Annotated in this window: 10 protein-coding genes; 8 read left to right on the top strand and 2 right to left on the bottom strand. The window is 64.2% G+C overall.

Features of this window, described 5'->3' with window-relative positions; translation table 11 throughout:
- Positions 1 to 1,013 precede the first annotated feature (1,013 nt).
- Both aceF and aceE read right to left on the bottom strand, forming a co-directional pair.
- Positions 1,014 to 2,657 carry a dihydrolipoyllysine-residue acetyltransferase gene (gene aceF / locus J3B00_RS00520; RefSeq protein ID WP_209861984.1) on the bottom strand — a complete coding sequence of 548 codons (1,644 nt, stop codon included), beginning with the start codon at positions 2,655 to 2,657 and terminating at the stop codon, positions 1,014 to 1,016.
- 12 nt (positions 2,658 to 2,669) lie between these two features.
- Complete coding sequence (gene aceE, locus J3B00_RS00515; RefSeq protein ID WP_209861972.1) at positions 2,670 to 5,315, bottom strand: pyruvate dehydrogenase (acetyl-transferring), homodimeric type; 2,646 nt, start codon at positions 5,313 to 5,315, stop codon at positions 2,670 to 2,672.
- A gap of 384 nt (positions 5,316 to 5,699) precedes the next feature.
- On the opposite strand from aceE, the gene glnE reads away from it, so the two are divergent.
- From glnE to J3B00_RS00475, 8 genes are all read left to right on the top strand, one after another.
- Positions 5,700 to 8,633, top strand: a complete 2,934-nt coding sequence (gene glnE, locus J3B00_RS00510) for a bifunctional [glutamate--ammonia ligase]-adenylyl-L-tyrosine phosphorylase/[glutamate--ammonia-ligase] adenylyltransferase (RefSeq protein ID WP_209861969.1) — start codon at positions 5,700 to 5,702, stop codon at positions 8,631 to 8,633.
- Positions 8,634 to 8,763: 130 nt separating this feature from the next.
- Positions 8,764 to 9,813 carry a lipopolysaccharide heptosyltransferase II gene (waaF, locus tag J3B00_RS00505; RefSeq protein ID WP_209861966.1) on the top strand — a complete coding sequence of 350 codons (1,050 nt, stop codon included), beginning with the start codon at positions 8,764 to 8,766 and terminating at the stop codon, positions 9,811 to 9,813.
- Entirely contained in the window at positions 9,814 to 10,872 is a 1,059-nt protein-coding gene (gene waaC, locus J3B00_RS00500; RefSeq protein ID WP_209861963.1) for a lipopolysaccharide heptosyltransferase I, read from the top strand. It abuts the gene before it with no gap.
- Complete coding sequence (locus J3B00_RS00495; RefSeq protein ID WP_209861959.1) at positions 10,872 to 11,996, top strand: glycosyltransferase family 4 protein; 1,125 nt, start codon at positions 10,872 to 10,874, stop codon at positions 11,994 to 11,996. The genes waaC and J3B00_RS00495 overlap by 1 nt, the downstream gene beginning before the upstream one ends.
- Entirely contained in the window at positions 11,993 to 12,799 is an 807-nt protein-coding gene (gene rfaP / locus J3B00_RS00490; RefSeq protein ID WP_209861956.1) for a lipopolysaccharide core heptose(I) kinase RfaP, read from the top strand. The genes J3B00_RS00495 and rfaP overlap by 4 nt, the downstream gene beginning before the upstream one ends.
- Complete coding sequence (locus tag J3B00_RS00485; protein WP_209861953.1) at positions 12,799 to 13,533, top strand: lipopolysaccharide kinase InaA family protein; 735 nt, start codon at positions 12,799 to 12,801, stop codon at positions 13,531 to 13,533. The genes rfaP and J3B00_RS00485 overlap by 1 nt, the downstream gene beginning before the upstream one ends.
- Positions 13,530 to 14,282, top strand: a complete 753-nt coding sequence (locus tag J3B00_RS00480) for a lipopolysaccharide kinase InaA family protein (RefSeq protein ID WP_209861949.1) — start codon at positions 13,530 to 13,532, stop codon at positions 14,280 to 14,282. The genes J3B00_RS00485 and J3B00_RS00480 overlap by 4 nt, the downstream gene beginning before the upstream one ends.
- Positions 14,282 to 15,724 (top strand): lipopolysaccharide kinase InaA family protein, encoded by a 1,443-nt coding sequence (locus tag J3B00_RS00475; protein ID WP_209861944.1) that lies wholly within the window; start codon positions 14,282 to 14,284, stop codon positions 15,722 to 15,724. Before J3B00_RS00480 ends, J3B00_RS00475 begins: the two co-directional genes overlap by 1 nt.
- Positions 15,725 to 15,767: the final 43 nt, after the last annotated feature.

The following is a 15,767-nucleotide window of genomic DNA, read 5'->3' as shown; positions in this document are numbered from 1 at the left end:
GACGAGGTTCTGGGGCTGGGGCTGGGGGCTTATCCATTTGATGTGGTGGTGCTGCTGGCCCCTTCCGCGCTTACGGCGGGTCACTTTTTTTCTTGGAAAAAAGTAACCAAAAACCGCTTGCTCCTGCATCCGGCCCCTACGCTGCGCTGCGGGGTTCCCTCGCTCCGGTCTTGCTCGGGGAGGACCGCGCTGTACGGCCCATCCTGGGCCTCAGCGCTTTTTCCGGCCATCCATGGCCTCCACCTCCCTGCGCAAGACCTGCGCTCGGCCTCCTGAAGTCGCTGGTAGATCAAGAGCAAGATCAAGATCAACAGCCAGGGCAACGGCAGGCGAATCGCTGCGCTTTCGCTTTGTTTATTCACCAGCGGATTTGTGGGGTGGCTGGCAGGGCTGCGCCCTGCGATTTGCATTGGCAGTGCCGGCCTCTTCGCGGGGCAAGCCCGCTCCTACAGGTACAGCGCCGAATCCGAAATCTGCGCAAATCCTGTAGGAGCGGGCTTGCCCCGCGAAGAGGCCCGAATATTCACCACCCATGCCACTATCAAAAACAACGCCAGCCCAGACGCCGCCCGTAACTTCGCGACGTCAGGAGGCCGAGTGGAGGTCTTGCGCAGGGAGGTGGAGGCCATGGATGGCCGGAAAGCGCTGAGGCCCAGGATGGGCCGTACAGCGCGGTCCTCCCGGAGCAAGACCGGAGCGAGGGAACCCGCAGCGCAGCGGAGGGCCGGATGCAGGAGCAGACGGTTTTTGGTTACTTTTTTCCAAGAAAAAAAGTGACCCGCCGTAAGGGCGGAAGGGGCCAGCAGCACCACCACATCAAATGGATAAGCCCACAATTCCTAAGCCAGCCAGCCAGCCAGCCAGCCAGCCAGCCAGCCAAGCGAACAGATCACCTCCCCCAACATTCCGTGACGCACCCCAAAAAAAAGCCCCGCCGGGGCGGGGTTGAGGTACGAGCGTGGCAGCTCGAAAGGGGTACCTGCCTCTCCCGTTGGAAGAGGCAGGTTGCAGCGTTACAGCAAGATGGTGCGAATGTCGCCCAACAGGTCGCTCAGGCGCTTGGTGAAGCGCGCAGCGGCAGCGCCGTTGATCACACGGTGATCGTACGACAGCGACAGCGGCAGCATCAGCTTGGGCTGGAAGGCCTTGCCATCCCAGACCGGCTGGATGGTCGCCTTCGACACACCAAGGATCGCCACTTCAGGCGCGTTGACGATCGGCGTGAAGCCGGTGCCGCCAATGTGACCGAGGCTGGAGATGGTGAAGCAGGCTCCCTGCATCTCGTCTGCCGACAGCTTCTTGGTACGGGCCTTTTCAGCCAGCGCCGCAGCTTCGCCAGCCAGTTGCAGCAAGCTCTTCTGGTCGACGTTCTTGATCACCGGTACCAACAGGCCATCCGGGGTGTCGACGGCGAAACCGACGTTGACATACTTCTTGCGGATGATCGCTTTGCCGCTTGGCGCCAGCGAACTGTTGAAGTCCGGCAGCTCCTTGAGCAGGTGCGCACAAGCCTTGAGCAGCAGTGGCAGAACGGTCAGCTTGACGCCAGCCTTCTCGGCCACGGCCTTCTGCGCAACGCGGAAGGCTTCGAGCTCGGTGATGTCGGCCGAGTCGAACTGGGTCACGTGCGGCACGTTCAGCCAGCTGCGGTGCAGGTTGGCGGCGCCGACCTGCATCAAGCGGGTCATGGCCACTTCTTCGACTTCACCGAACTTGCTGAAGTCGACCACCGGGATCGGCGGGATGCCAGCGCCGCCGGTTGCAGCGGCGCCTGCCGGTGCTTCCTTGGCCTTCTGCATCATGGCCTTGACGTAAACCTGGACGTCTTCCTTGAGGATCCGACCGTGCGGGCCAGAGGCCGATACGGCACTCAGCTCGACGCCGAATTCACGGGCCAGCTGACGCACCGCCGGGCCTGCGTGGACCTTGGCGTTGCTCGCAGCAGCCGGAGCGGCAGCGGCAGGAGCCGGTGCAGCTGGGGCTGCAGCAGGCGCGGCGGCCGGAGCAGCCTCAGTCTTGGCTGGCGCAGGTGCGGCAGCAGCTTGGGCTGGAGCGGCCGCTGGCGCGGCGCCAGCGATCTTCAGCTTGAGGATCAGGTCACCGGTACCGACTTCGTCGTCCAGCTTGGCGATCACTTCTTCGACCACACCAGCGGCAGGCGAAGGGATCTCCATGGAGGCCTTGTCGGACTCCAGGGTGATCAGCGACTGGTCGGCTTCGACGGTGTCGCCGGCCTTGACCAGCACTTCGATGATCTTGGCCTTGCCCGACGAGCCGATGTCCGGCACGTGGATGTCCTGCACGGTGGCGGCGGCAGGTGCCGCGGCCGGGGCAGGAGCAGCCTCGGCGGCCGCAGGCGCGGCAGCCGGTTTTTCTTCAGCAGCCGGCGCAGCAGCCGCGGCCGGAGCCTCGGACGCCGCAGCGCCCTCGACTTCCAGAACCAGCAGCTCGTCGCCTTCTTTCAGGCGATCGCCCAGCTTGACCTTCAGCTCTTTGACGATACCGGCCTTGGGGGCAGGGATCTCCATGGAGGCCTTGTCGGACTCCAGGGTCAGCAGGCTCTGGTCAGCCTCGATGCGGTCGCCAACCTTGACGAACAGCTCGATGATTTCACCTTCACCGCTGCCGATGTCAGGTACGCGAATGAGTTCGCTCACTTAAATTACTCCTCAGCAGTCCAGGGGGTTGCGCTTGTCCGGGTCGATACCGAACTTGACGATGGCGTCAGCCACCACCTTGGGTTCGATCTCGCCACGGTCAGCCAAGGCTTCCAGGGCAGCCAGCACGACGAAGTGGCGGTCAACTTCAAAGAAGTGACGCAGCTTCTTGCGGCTGTCGCTGCGACCGAAGCCATCGGTACCCAGGACTTTGAACTCTTTGCTCGGCACCCACTGACGGATCTGCTCGGCAAAAATCTTCATGTAGTCGGTCGATGCGATAACCGGACCCTTGCGACCGGTCAGACACTGCTCGACGTAAGTCTGCTGTGGCTTCTGGCCAGGCTTGAGGCGGTTGGCGCGTTCTACGGCAAGGCCGTCGCGACGCAGTTCGTTGAAGCTGGTAACGCTCCACACGTCGGCACCGACGTTGAACTCTTCGCGCAGGATCTTCGCGGCTTCACGAACTTCACGCAGGATGGTGCCGGAGCCCATCAGCTGCACGTGGTGCGCGGCGTCCTTGGTGTCTTCTTCAAGCAGGTACATGCCCTTGACGATACCTTCCTCGACACCGGCCGGGATAGCCGGCTGCTGGTAGGATTCGTTCATCACGGTGATGTAGTAGAAGATGTCCTGTTGCTCTTCGGTCATCTTCTTCATGCCGTCCTGGATGATCACCGCCAGCTCATAGCCGTAGGTCGGATCATAGGTGCGGCAGTTCGGGATGGTCCCGGCCAGCAGGTGGCTGTGACCGTCTTCGTGCTGCAGGCCTTCACCGTTGAGGGTGGTACGGCCGGCGGTACCGCCGATCAGGAAGCCACGGGTGCGGCTGTCGCCAGCGGCCCAGGCCAGGTCACCGATACGCTGGAAGCCGAACATCGAGTAGAAGATGTAGAACGGCAGCATCGGCTGGTTGTGGTTCGAGTACGAGGTACCGGCAGCGATGAACGACGACATGGCGCCGGCTTCGTTGATGCCTTCCTCGAGGATCTGGCCCTTCTTGTCTTCGCGGTAGAACATCACCTGGTCTTTATCGACTGGCTCGTAGAGCTGGCCGACCGACGAGTAGATGCCCAACTGGCGGAACATGCCTTCCATACCGAAGGTACGGGCTTCGTCCGGGATGATCGGAACGATGCGCTGGCCGATCTCTTTGTCCTTGACCAGCTGCGCGAGGATCCGCACGAAGGCCATGGTGGTGGAGATTTCACGGTCGCCCGAGCCGTCCAGGATCGCCTTCAGGGTTTCCAGTGGCGGGGTCGGGATGCTGATGCTCTTCTCGCGACGCTGCGGCACGAAGCCACCCAGCGCGGAGCGGCGCTCGGCCAGGTAACGGGCCTCGGCGCTGCCGGCTTCAGGCTTGAAGAACGGCAGGTTTTCCAGCTCTTCGTCCTTGACCGGGATGTCGAAACGATCGCGGAAGTGACGCAGGCTGTCGACGTCGACCTTCTTGGTGTTGTGCGCGGTGTTCTTGGCTTCGCCAGCACCGGTGCCGTAACCCTTGATGGTCTTGGCCAGGATGACGGTCGGCTGATCTTTGTGGTTCACAGCCTGGTGGTACGCCGCGTAGACCTTGTACGGGTCGTGGCCGCCACGGTTGAGCTTCCAGATCTCGTCGTCGGACAGGTCTTCGACCATGGCCTTGAGCTCTGGGGTGTTGAAGAAGTGCTGACGGACGTACGCGCCGTCCTTGGCCTTGTAGTTCTGGTACTCGCCGTCGATGACTTCGTCCATGCGACGCTGCAGGATACCGTCGACGTCCTTGGCCAGCAGTGGGTCCCAGAAACGGCCCCAGACCACTTTGTTGACGTTCCAGCCACCACCACGGAACACGCCTTCGAGTTCCTGGATGATCTTGCCGTTACCGCGAACCGGGCCGTCGAGGCGCTGCAGGTTGCAGTTGATGACGAAGATCAGGTTGTCGAGCTTCTCGCGGCCAGCCAGGGAGATCGCGCCGAGGGATTCCGGCTCGTCGCACTCGCCGTCGCCCATGAAGCACCAGACTTTCTGCTTGCCAGCCGGGATGTAGCCGCGGGCTTCGAGGTACTTCATGAAGCGCGCCTGGTAGATCGCCTGGATCGGGCCCAGACCCATCGACACGGTCGGGAACTGCCAGAAGTCCGGCATCAGCCATGGGTGCGGGTACGAGGACAGACCCTTGCCATCGACTTCCTGACGGAAGTTGTTCATCTGCTCTTCGCTGATCCGGCCTTCCATGAAGGCACGGGCGTAGACGCCAGGCGAGGCGTGGCCCTGGAAGAAGATCAGGTCGCCGCCGTGTTCTTCGGTCGGGGCCTGGAAGAAGTAGTTGAAGCCGATGTCATACAGGGTGGCACTGGAGGCGAAGCTCGAGATGTGTCCGCCCAGGTCCGAATCCTTCAGGTTGGTGCGCACGACCATGGCCAGGGCGTTCCAACGCACCAACGAGCGAATGCGGCGTTCCATGAACAGGTCGCCAGGCATGCGTGCTTCGTGGGTGACAGGGATGGTGTTGCGGTATGGCGTGGTGATGGCATACGGCAGCTGAGAGCCACTGCGGGTGGCCAGCTCGCCCATACGGGTCATCAGGTAATGAGCGCGGTCTTCGCCTTCTTTGTCGAGGACCGACTCCAGGGCATCCAGCCATTCCTGGGTTTCGATTGGATCGAGGTCTTGCATGGCTTGCTCCAGGGCGGAAAGGCAACCAGAATCGAGTGCCTGAGTTTGCGACTGGCCTTATGGGCAGACGTCGTGAATTCTTGGATTACCGGAGTGTGATCCGGCGCCGTGTAGTTTTACTACAAAAGCTTTCGCATTTCATGCTTTTACACGGTCGGGGTAGTAGTAATACTACAGAAATGCGGCGTTTGGTCGCACCCCGGGTTGTGAGGAAAAACGTTCATGTTGGTTGTCGGTGGGTTCGAGGCGGGTGATTCGTGATGTTTCTTGCCAATGATTCGACGTTTTCAGCTATTTCCAACTTTTGTACGACAGTCCAACCGTGGTCCTGCCCCCCCCGTGACCGCATTTACCCCTCTCTTTCACGCCGATCAAGGATAGTCCATGCGCCTGCCTTTGCCGCTCGATCTGCCTGCTGCCCTGCAACCACTGGTCGCTCGCAACCAACAGATCCTGGCCGATGCCGTCACCCGTCACGCTGATCTCGACCTGCAGGCTTTGAGCCCGGCCCATCGTCAGCAGTTCGATCAGGTTGGGGCGGCGAGTGACTTTGTTCTCGACCAGGCCCAGCGTGAGCCGGCGGTGCTGTTCGAGTTGCTCGTCAGTGGCGAGCTGGAGCGGGCGTTTGCTCCCGGCGAGCTGTGCGCACGGATCGCCACGGTGGCCCAGGCCGCGCAAAGCGAAGACGAGCTGGCGCGTAATCTGCGCCGCGAGCGCAACCGCCAGCAGTTGCGGATCATCTGGCGTGACATCACCCGCCAGGCCGCGCTGGGGGAAACCTGCCGCGATTTGTCTGACCTGGCCGATGCCAGCATCGACCAGGCCTATCAATGGTTGTACCCGCGTCATTGCCAGCAGTTCGGCACGCCGGTCGGCCACCGCAGTGGCGAGCCGCAGCACATGGTCGTGTTGGGCATGGGCAAGCTCGGCGCGGTGGAGCTGAACCTGTCATCGGACATCGACCTGATCTTCGCCTACCCCGAAGGCGGCGAGACCGAAGGGGTCAAGCGCTCGCTGGACAACCAGGAGTTCTTCACCCGACTCGGCCAGCGCTTGATCAAGGCGCTGGACCCGGTCACCGTCGACGGCTTCGTGTTCCGCGTCGACATGCGCCTGCGCCCATACGGTTCGGCCGGGGCCTTGGTGCTGTCGTTCAATGCACTGGAGCAGTATTACCAGGACCAGGGCCGTGACTGGGAACGCTACGCCATGATCAAGGCGCGGGTGGTAGCCGGTGACCAGGCCGCTGGCGCGCAGTTGCAGGAGATGTTGCGCCCGTTCGTGTACCGGCGTTACCTGGACTTCTCGGCGATCGAAGCGCTGCGCACCATGAAGCAGCTGATCCAGCAGGAAGTCCGCCGCAAGGGCATGTCGGAAAACATCAAGCTCGGTGCTGGCGGCATCCGCGAGGTGGAGTTCATCGCCCAGGCGTTTCAGCTGATCCACGGCGGCCGTGACCTGAGCCTGCAGCAGCGGCCACTGCTCAAGGTCCTCGCCACCCTTGAGGGGCAGGGCTACCTGCCGCCGGCAGTGGTGGCCGAGCTGCGCGAGGGCTATGAATTCTTGCGCTACACCGAGCACGCGATCCAGGCCATCGCTGACCGCCAGACGCAGATGCTGCCCGAGGACGACACTGACCGTGCGCGTGTGGCGTTCATCCTCGGCTTTGCCGACTGGACCAGCTTCCACGATCAGTTGATGGCCTGGCGTGGCCGTATCGACTGGCACTTCCGCCAGGTGATCGCCGACCCGGATGAAGACGAAGGCGAGGGCGAGCTGGTGGTCGGTGGTGAGTGGTCACCGCTGTGGGAGCAGGCCCAGGATGAGGAGGCCGCTTGCCGCCAGTTGGAAGAGGCCGGCTTCCGCCAGCCGGCCGATGCCCTGCGTCGACTCGCCGGGCTGCGCGCCAGCCCGCAGTTGCGCTCGATGCAGCGCTTGGGGCGCGAGCGCCTCGATGCGTTTATTCCACGCTTGCTGGCCCAGGCGGTCGAGCACGACAACCCTGATCTGGTACTGGAGCGGGTGCTGCCGTTGGTCGAAGCCGTGGCCCGGCGCTCGGCCTATCTGGTGCTGCTCACGGAAAACCCGGGCGCGCTGCGCCGGCTGCTGACGCTGTGCGCCGCCAGCCCGTGGATCGCCGAGCAGATCGCCCGTTATCCGCTGTTGCTCGATGAGCTGCTCAACGAAGGCCGGTTGTTCAGCCCACCGCTGGCGCCGGAGCTGGCCAGCGAGCTGCGTGAACGCCTGACGCGCATCCCCGAGGATGACCTCGAGCAGCAGATGGAAGCCCTGCGGCACTTCAAACTGGCGCACAGCCTGCGGGTGGCCGCGTCGGAAATCAGCGGCAACCTGCCGTTGATGAAGGTCAGCGATTACCTGACCTGGCTGGCCGAAGCGATTCTCGACCAGGTGCTGGCCCTGGCCTGGCGACAGACGGTTGCTCGTCATGGCCAGCCCAAGCGCAGCGACGGCAGCCTGTGTGATCCGGGCTTCATCATTGTTGGTTACGGCAAGGTCGGCGGCATCGAGCTGGGGCATGGTTCGGACCTCGACCTGGTGTTTATCCATGACGGTGACCTGCATGCCGAAACCGATGGCGCCAAGCCGATCGACAGTGCGCAGTTCTTCACCCGCCTGGGCCAGCGCATCATTCACTTGCTGACCACCCAGACCAACTCTGGCCAGCTGTATGACGTTGATATGCGCCTGCGGCCGTCCGGTGCCTCGGGGCTGCTGGTCAGCTCGTTGGGGGCGTTCGAGCGCTACCAGCAGGGCGAGGCCTGGACCTGGGAGCATCAGGCGCTGGTGCGGGCGCGGGTGCTGGTCGGATGCAAGCAGGTGGCGGGTGCGTTCGAGGCGGTGCGGGCCAAGGTACTGGGTCAGGCCCGCGACCTCGATAAGTTGCGGGTGGAAGTCAGCGAGATGCGCGCCAAGATGCGTGACAACCTCGGCACCAAGCTGACCGGCGCGGGGACTGCCGGTAATGCCTTTGATGCGGGTGTTCCGTTCGATATCAAACAGGATGCGGGGGGTATCGTCGATATCGAGTTCATGGTGCAGTACGCCGCCTTGGCCTGGTCGCACGACCACCCGGCGCTGCTGCGCTGGACTGACAATATCCGCATTCTCGAAGAGCTTGAGCAGGCGCGGTTGATGCCGGCCAGTGATGCGGTGTTGCTGCGTGAGGTGTACAAGGCGTTTCGGTCGGCGTCGCACCGGCAGGCGTTGCAGAAGCAGGCGGGGGTTATCGATGCGGCGCAGTTTGCTGATGAACGCCGGGAGGTGCGGCGGATCTGGGGTGAGTTGGGCCTGACGTGAGATCGCTGGGGCCGCTTCGCGGCCCCAAAAAGCCTTGCTTCACCACCAGTGGTACACTGCACGCCACCTAGCCTGAATATAAAGAGGGGAGGCCGGCTGCATACTCTCCCCGAGCGTTCCTGGACAAAGCATGAGAATACTGATCATTGGCCCCAGCTGGGTCGGCGACATGGTAATGGCGCAAACCCTGTTCCAGTGCCTGAAGCAGCAGCACCCCGAATGCGTGATCGACGTGCTGGCGCCCGAGTGGAGCCGGCCGATCCTTGAGCGCATGCCCGAGGTGCGCCAGGCGCTGAGCTTTCCGCTCGGCCACGGCGCGCTGGAACTGGCCACGCGCCGGCGTATCGGCAAGTCCCTGGCTGGCCAGTACGACCAGGCGATCCTGCTGCCCAACTCGCTGAAATCGGCGCTGGTACCGTACTTCGCCGGCATCCCCAAGCGCACCGGCTGGCGCGGCGAGATGCGCTACCTGCTGCTCAACGACGTGCGCAAGCTGGACAAAGCCCGCTACCCACTGATGATCGAGCGCTTCATGGCCCTGGCCTACACGCCCGGCGCCGAGCTGCCACAGCCGTATCCGCGGCCGACCCTGCAGATCGAAGCAGCCAGCCGTGATGCAGCCTTGGCCAAGTTCGGCCTGGCACTGGACCGCCCGGTGCTGGCGCTGTGCCCGGGCGCGGAGTTCGGTGAGGCCAAGCGCTGGCCCGCCGAGCACTACGCCGCAGTGGCCGAAGCGATGATCCGCCAGGGCTGGCAGGTGTGGCTGTTCGGTTCGAAGAACGACCACCCGGTGGGTGAGTCGATCCGCGACCGGCTGATCCCGGGCCTGCGCGAAGAGTCGAGCAATCTGTCCGGCGAAACCTCGCTGGCCGAGGCCATCGACTTGATGTCGTGCGCCGACGCGGTGGTGTCCAACGACTCCGGCCTGATGCACGTTGCCGCCGCACTCAACCGCCCGCTGGTGGCGGTGTATGGCTCGACCTCGCCAGGCTTCACCCCGCCGCTGGCCGATCAGGTCGAGGTGGTACGCCTGGGCCTGGAGTGCAGTCCGTGCTTCGACCGCACCTGCCGCTTCGGCCACTACAACTGCCTGCGTCTGCTCGAACCCGGCAAGGTCATCGCCGCGCTGCAGCACCTGGCCGGGCCGAACCTGATCGATGTCATGGCAGAGGTCGACTAAGTGCGGGTGCTGATTATCAAGACGACGTCGCTGGGGGATGTGATCCACACCCTGCCGGCGCTCACCGACGCCGCTCACGCCATCCCCGGAATCCGTTTCGACTGGGTGGTGGAGGAGGGCTTCGCCGAGATCCCCAGCTGGCACCCGGCTGTCGATCAGGTTATCCCGGTGGCGATCCGCCGTTGGCGCAAGAACCTCTGGCAGACCTTCAAGAGCGGCGAGTGCAAGGCCTTCAAACAGCGCGTGCGCGAGCACAAGTACGACCTGGTGATCGATGCTCAAGGCCTGGTCAAGTCGGCCTGGCTGACCCGTTACGTCAAGGCGCCGGTAGCCGGTCTGGACCGTTTCTCGGCGCGTGAAGGGTTGTCCAGCCGCTTCTATGACCGACCTTTGTCGGTTGCCGTCGGCCAGCACGCGGTGGAGCGCGTGCGCCAGCTGTTCGCCCTGGCCTTGGCCTACGACCTGCCCGAGGGCCTCGGCGACTACGGCCTGGACCTCGCGCGCCTGCAGTTGCCGCCGACCAAGCCCTACGTGGTGTTCCTGCATGGCACCACCTGGGCCACCAAGCACTGGCCCGAGGCGTACTGGCGTGAGCTCGCCGAGCGCATGGGCCGGCGCAACCTGCAAGTGTGCCTGCCGTGGGGCAATCCGGCCGAGAAAGAACGTGCCGAGCGAATTGCCCAAGGCTTGAACAACTGCCAGGTACTGCCCAAATTGAACCTGGCCGGGGTCGCCCGCGTGCTGGCCGCGGCCAAGGCCTGCGTGGCGGTCGATACCGGCCTGGGCCACCTGGCCGCCGCGCTGGACGTGCCGACCATCTCGCTGTTTGGCCCCACCAACCCTGGTTTGACCGGCGCTTATGGACGTGTCCAGGTCCACCAGGCAAGCGACTTCCCCTGCGCGCCCTGCCTGCAGAAGAAGTGCACCTATAAACCGAGCGCCGAGGACCTGCGCCGGTTCGATCTCAAACGCGAGTGGCCGCTGTGCTTCACTCGCCTGAATCCCGAGCATGTGGCGAGCCGCTTGAGCGCGTTGCTGCTGGCTGAGGATGTCCGTTGATGCAACTGGCTTTCGTGCTTTACAAATACTTCCCCTTCGGTGGGCTGCAGCGTGACTTCATGCGCATTGCGCTGGAGTGCCAGCAGCGCGGCCACCAGATCCGCGTCTACACGTTGATCTGGGAGGGTGATATCCCGCCGGGCTTCGAAGTGCTGGTGGCGCCGGTCAAGGCGCTGTTCAACCATCGCCGTAACGAGAAGCTCAGCGCCTGGATGGCCGAAGACCTGGCCAAGCGCCCGGTCGACCGCGTGATCGGCTTCAACAAGATGCCCGGCCTGGACGTCTACTACGCCGCCGATGGCTGCTTTGAAGACAAGGCGCAGACCCTGCGTGGCGGGCTGTATCGTCGCTGGGGCCGCTACCGGCACTTCGCCGAGTACGAGCGGGCGGTGTTCGCCAAGGACGCGCGTACCGAGATCCTGATGATCTCCGAGGTGCAGCAGCCGCTGTTCATCAAGCACTACGACACGCCGGTGGAGCGCTTCCACCTGCTGCCGCCGGGCATCTCCCAGGACCGCCGAGCGCCAGACAACGCCGCCGAAATCCGTGCCGAGTTCCGCAAGGAGTTCAACCTCGGCGAGGACGACCTGCTGCTGGTGCAGATCGGCTCCGGGTTCAAGACCAAGGGCGTCGACCGCAGCCTCAAGGCCCTCGCCGCACTGCCGTCGGCACTGCGCAAGCGCACGCGGTTGATGGTTATCGGCCAGGACGATCCGAAGGTGTTCCAGCTGCAAAGCGCGACCCTCGGCCTTGGCGAGCAGGTACAGTTTCTCAAGGGCCGCAGCGATATCCCGCGCTTCCTGCTCGGTGCCGACCTGCTGATCCACCCGGCCTACAACGAAAACACCGGCACGGTGTTGCTCGAAGCCCTGGTGGCCGGGCTGCCGGTGCTGGTATCCAGGGTCTGTGGTTACGCCCATTACATCGCCGAGGCCGACAGTGGCCTGGTGCTCGACGAGCCGTTCGAGCAGGCCCAGCTAGACCGCTACCTGCAACAGATGCTCGAAGACCCGGCAGCGCGGGCGGCCTGGTCGCGCAATGGCCTGGCCTTTGCCGACAGCGCCGACCTCTACAGCATGCCGCAGCATGCCGCCGATGTGATCCTCAACCAGGAGCGCGCATGAAGCTGATACTGGCCGAGCCGTTCAAACGCCTGTGGGCTGGGCGTGATGCCTTCGAGGCCGCCGAGCAGCTGCAAGGTGAGGTGTTCCGCGAGCTGGAAGGCCGCCGCACGCTGCGCACCGAGGTCGACGGCGCCGGCTATTTCGTCAAGATCCACCGTGGCATCGGCTGGGGCGAGATCTTCAAGAACCTGTTCAGCGCCAAGCTGCCGGTGCTCGGTGCCGGCCAGGAATGGCGGGCCATCCAGCGCCTGCATGAGGTCGGCGTACCGACCATGACCGCGGTGGCCTATGGCGAGCGTGGCAGCAACCCGGCGACTCAGCACTCGTTCATCGTCACCGAAGAGCTGGCGCCGACCATCAGCCTGGAAGACTTCAGCCTCGACTGGTTGCAGCAGCCGCCCGCGCCGCGCCTCAAGCGTGCGCTGATCGCCGAAGTGGCGAAGATGACCGGCGGCATGCACCGCGCCGGGGTCAACCATCGTGATTGCTACATCTGCCACTTCCTGTTGCACACCGACCGGCCGGTGACCGCTGACGACCTGAGGCTGTCGGTGATCGACCTGCACCGGGCGCAGACCAGCGCCAGCATCAGCCGCCGCTGGCGCGACAAGGACCTTGCCGCACTGTACTTCTCGGCGCTGGACATCGGCCTGACCCAGCGCGACAAGCTGCGCTTCCTGCGTGGCTATTTCCAGCAGCCGCTGCGCCAGATCCTGGCCGACGAGGCAACGTTGCTCGCCTGGCTCGAACGCAAGGCGCAGAAACTCTATGAGCGCAAGCTCCGGTACGGGGATGCGCTCTGATGGCGGGTTGGACACTAGCGCCAGGCTATGCAGCGCTGGCGGCGGATTTCGGCAGCCTCGACGCGGTGTTCGCGGTCGAAGGCGAACGGCTTACCAGCGACCCGCTCAGCGAGGTCGTGCGCATCCAGCGTGACGGCGTGTATTACTACGTCAAGCGCTACACCGCCGCCGGCAAGCATATGCGTCGCTACCTGGGCCGGCCGCGGATCAAGGCCGAATGGCAGAACCTCAAGCAGTTCGCCAAGTGGGGCATCCCCACCGCCGAAGTGGTTGCCTGGGGTCTTGAGCGCAAGGGCATGGCCTTTGGCCGCGGGGCGATGGTGACCCGCGAACTGCCGCGCACCGAGGATCTTTCCGAGCTGGCCAAGCGCAATGACCCGCGCCTGGCCGACCGTGCCTGGGTCGATCACATCAGCCGGCAGCTGGCCCGCCACACCCGGGTCATGCACGATCACCACTTCGCCCACAACGATTTGAAATGGCGCAATCTGCTGGTCGACGACCAAGCCACGCTATTCTTCATCGACTGCCCGACCGGTGACTTCTGGCGCGGCTTCATGCTCCGCCACCGGGTCATCAAGGACCTGGCGTGCCTGGACAAGGTCGCCAAGTATCACCTGTCGGCCACCCAGCGCCTGCGCTTCTACCTGCAATACCGCGGGCACGCGCGGCTCAACGCGCATGACAAGCAGAGGGTGCGTGAAGTGGTGCGTTTTTTTGAGGGAAGGGAATGACCGATTACCTGGCCAGCAGCGACCTGGCGCTGCTGCAACGCCACGGCCTGAACGATTTCGAGGCGCTGTGGGCGCTGCAGCTCGATGCCGTGGACGAACCGAACACCGGCCGCGGCGGCTGGAGCAGCGTTTATCGCCTGGAACTCGAGGGCAAGGGCTACTACCTCAAGCGCCAGAGCGACTACCTCACGCGGACCCTGCACCGGCCTTTTGGCGAGCCGACGTTCGCCCGCGAGTTTCGCAACATCAGCCGCTACCAGAAACTGAAGATCCCTGCTTTGCAGGCGGTGTTCTATGGCGAGCGCAAGAGCAAGGGCGAGCACCGGGCAATTCTCATGACCCGCGCGCTGGACGATTGGACCGACCTTGACCAGTTGCTCGCGCAATGGCCGCAACTGGCTGCCGAAAAGCGCCTGGGGGTGCTTCAGGCCTGCGGTCGGCTGGGGCGTACCTTGCACGCGGCCGGTCAGGTGCATGGCTGCTTCTATCCCAAGCACATCTTCCTGCGTGAGCGCCGTGAAGGCTGGCAGGCGCAACTGATCGACCTGGAAAAAACCCGCCCGCTGCTGCTCGGCATGCGTGACCGGCTCAAGGACCTCGAACCCTTGCTGCGCCGGGCTCGCGCCTGGAGCGAAGGGGATGTGCGCAGCCTGCTCGCGGCTTACCTGGAGCAGCCTGCCGACAGCACGTTGGTCACTAACTGGCTGCAGCGCCTGGTGCGCCGCCGTCGTGAAAAAGAGGCCCGCTGATGCGTTTGTCTGAACTGAAACAGGCCGGGCGCAGCCCGAGCCTGCCGCTGAGCGTGACCCTCGCCGATGCCGCTGGCAGTGCCGAGCTGCAACTGCTCAGCCTGCTGCGCGTGCTGCCCGGGCAGCGCTATGTCGGGGCCGGGGTCTGGCGTGGTACGCCGGTGTTGGCCAAGCTGCTGGTGGGCAACAACGCCGCCCGGCATTTCCAGCGTGAGCTGGAGGGCGTCAAGCTGATGGCCGCGCAAGGCCTGACCACGCCCAAGCTGCTCGCCGACGGTCTCAAGGAAGTCGAGGGTGGCTGGTTGCTGTTCGAGTTCCTGGAAAACGCCGAGAGCCTCGGCGATGCCTGGGCCAAGGTCGAACATCTGCCGGTGCTCGCCGATGAGCAGCAGGCGGTGCTGGGCGAGGCGCTGAGCGCCGTGGCCCAGATGCATGCCAAGGGCCTCTGGCAAGCCGATCTGCACCTGGACAACCTGCTCCGCCACGCCGGCCAGCTGTACCTGATCGATGGCGCCGGGATCAAGGCCGAAACGCCTGGACAGAACCTGTCGCGCCAGCGCGTGCTGGAAAACCTCGGGGTGTTCTTCGCCCAGTTGCCCAAGCGCCTCGAGCCGTTCATCGAAGAGCTGCTGGTGCACTATCTGTTGGCCAACGGCGAGCATGCCCTGCCGCTCGAAGCGCTGCAGAAGCAGGTCGACAAGGTCCGCAGCTGGCGGATGAAGGACTACCTGGAAAAGGCCGGTCGTGAATGTACCCTGTTCAGCGTGCAGCGCAGTTTGTCCGGCTTGCGCGCGATCCGCCGGCCAGAGGTCGAGGCGATGCTGCCGGTGCTGGAGCAGGCCGATGCACTTATCGACCAGGGTTATCTGTTCAAGACTGGCGGCGCGGCCAGTGTGGCGCGCGTCGAGGTCGGCGGGCGCACGCTGGTGCTCAAGCGCTACAACATCAAGAATACTGCGCACTGGTTCAAGCGCTTCTGGCGTCCGAGCCGGGCCTGGCACTCGTGGATCGAGGGGCATCGCCTGGCGTTTCTCGACATCGCCACGCCCAAGCCGCTGGCAGTGCTGGAGCAGCGCGTGATGGGCCTGCGCAGCCGTGCTTACCTGGTGACTGAATATGCCGATGGGCCGGACTTGATCGCAAGCTTTGCGCCCTTTGTCGAAACCGGCGAGGCGCCGCAGGAGCAAGTCCAGGCGCTGGTGCACTTGATGCAGCAGCTGATTCGCGAGCGCATCAGCCATGGCGACATGAAGGGGCATAACCTGTTCTGGCAGGATGGCCAGTGGTCGCTGATCGACCTCGATGCCATGTGCCAGCACGCGACCCAGCTCAGCTTTGCCCCGGCCTACGCCCGAGACCGGGCGCGGATGCTGCGCAACTGGCCGACGGGCAGTGCGCTGCATACGCGGATGAACGAGCTGTTGCCGAGGTTGGCTGAGTAATCTGTGTGTGTCAGGGGTGGCCTCTTCGCGGGGCAAGCCCGCT

Source organism: Pseudomonas sp. BP8, from assembly GCF_017875955.1.
Taxonomy (GTDB): domain Bacteria; phylum Pseudomonadota; class Gammaproteobacteria; order Pseudomonadales; family Pseudomonadaceae; genus Aquipseudomonas.
This window is presented reverse-complemented; position numbering and strand designations above follow the sequence as displayed.

What these genes read in the sequence shown, in the direction of transcription:
- waaF (WP_209861966.1), top strand. Translation starts at nt 8,764, where the DNA reads ATGAGAATACTGATCATTGGCCCCAGCTGGGTCGGCGACATGGTAATG.
- J3B00_RS00480 (WP_209861949.1), top strand. Translation starts at nt 13,530, where the DNA reads ATGACCGATTACCTGGCCAGCAGCGACCTGGCGCTGCTGCAACGCCAC.
- aceE (WP_209861972.1), bottom strand. Translation starts at nt 5,315, where the DNA reads ATGCAAGACCTCGATCCAATCGAAACCCAGGAATGGCTGGATGCCCTG.
- rfaP (WP_209861956.1), top strand. Translation starts at nt 11,993, where the DNA reads ATGAAGCTGATACTGGCCGAGCCGTTCAAACGCCTGTGGGCTGGGCGT.
- glnE (WP_209861969.1), top strand. Translation starts at nt 5,700, where the DNA reads ATGCGCCTGCCTTTGCCGCTCGATCTGCCTGCTGCCCTGCAACCACTG.
- J3B00_RS00495 (WP_209861959.1), top strand. Translation starts at nt 10,872, where the DNA reads ATGCAACTGGCTTTCGTGCTTTACAAATACTTCCCCTTCGGTGGGCTG.
- J3B00_RS00475 (WP_209861944.1), top strand. Translation starts at nt 14,282, where the DNA reads ATGCGTTTGTCTGAACTGAAACAGGCCGGGCGCAGCCCGAGCCTGCCG.
- J3B00_RS00485 (WP_209861953.1), top strand. Translation starts at nt 12,799, where the DNA reads ATGGCGGGTTGGACACTAGCGCCAGGCTATGCAGCGCTGGCGGCGGAT.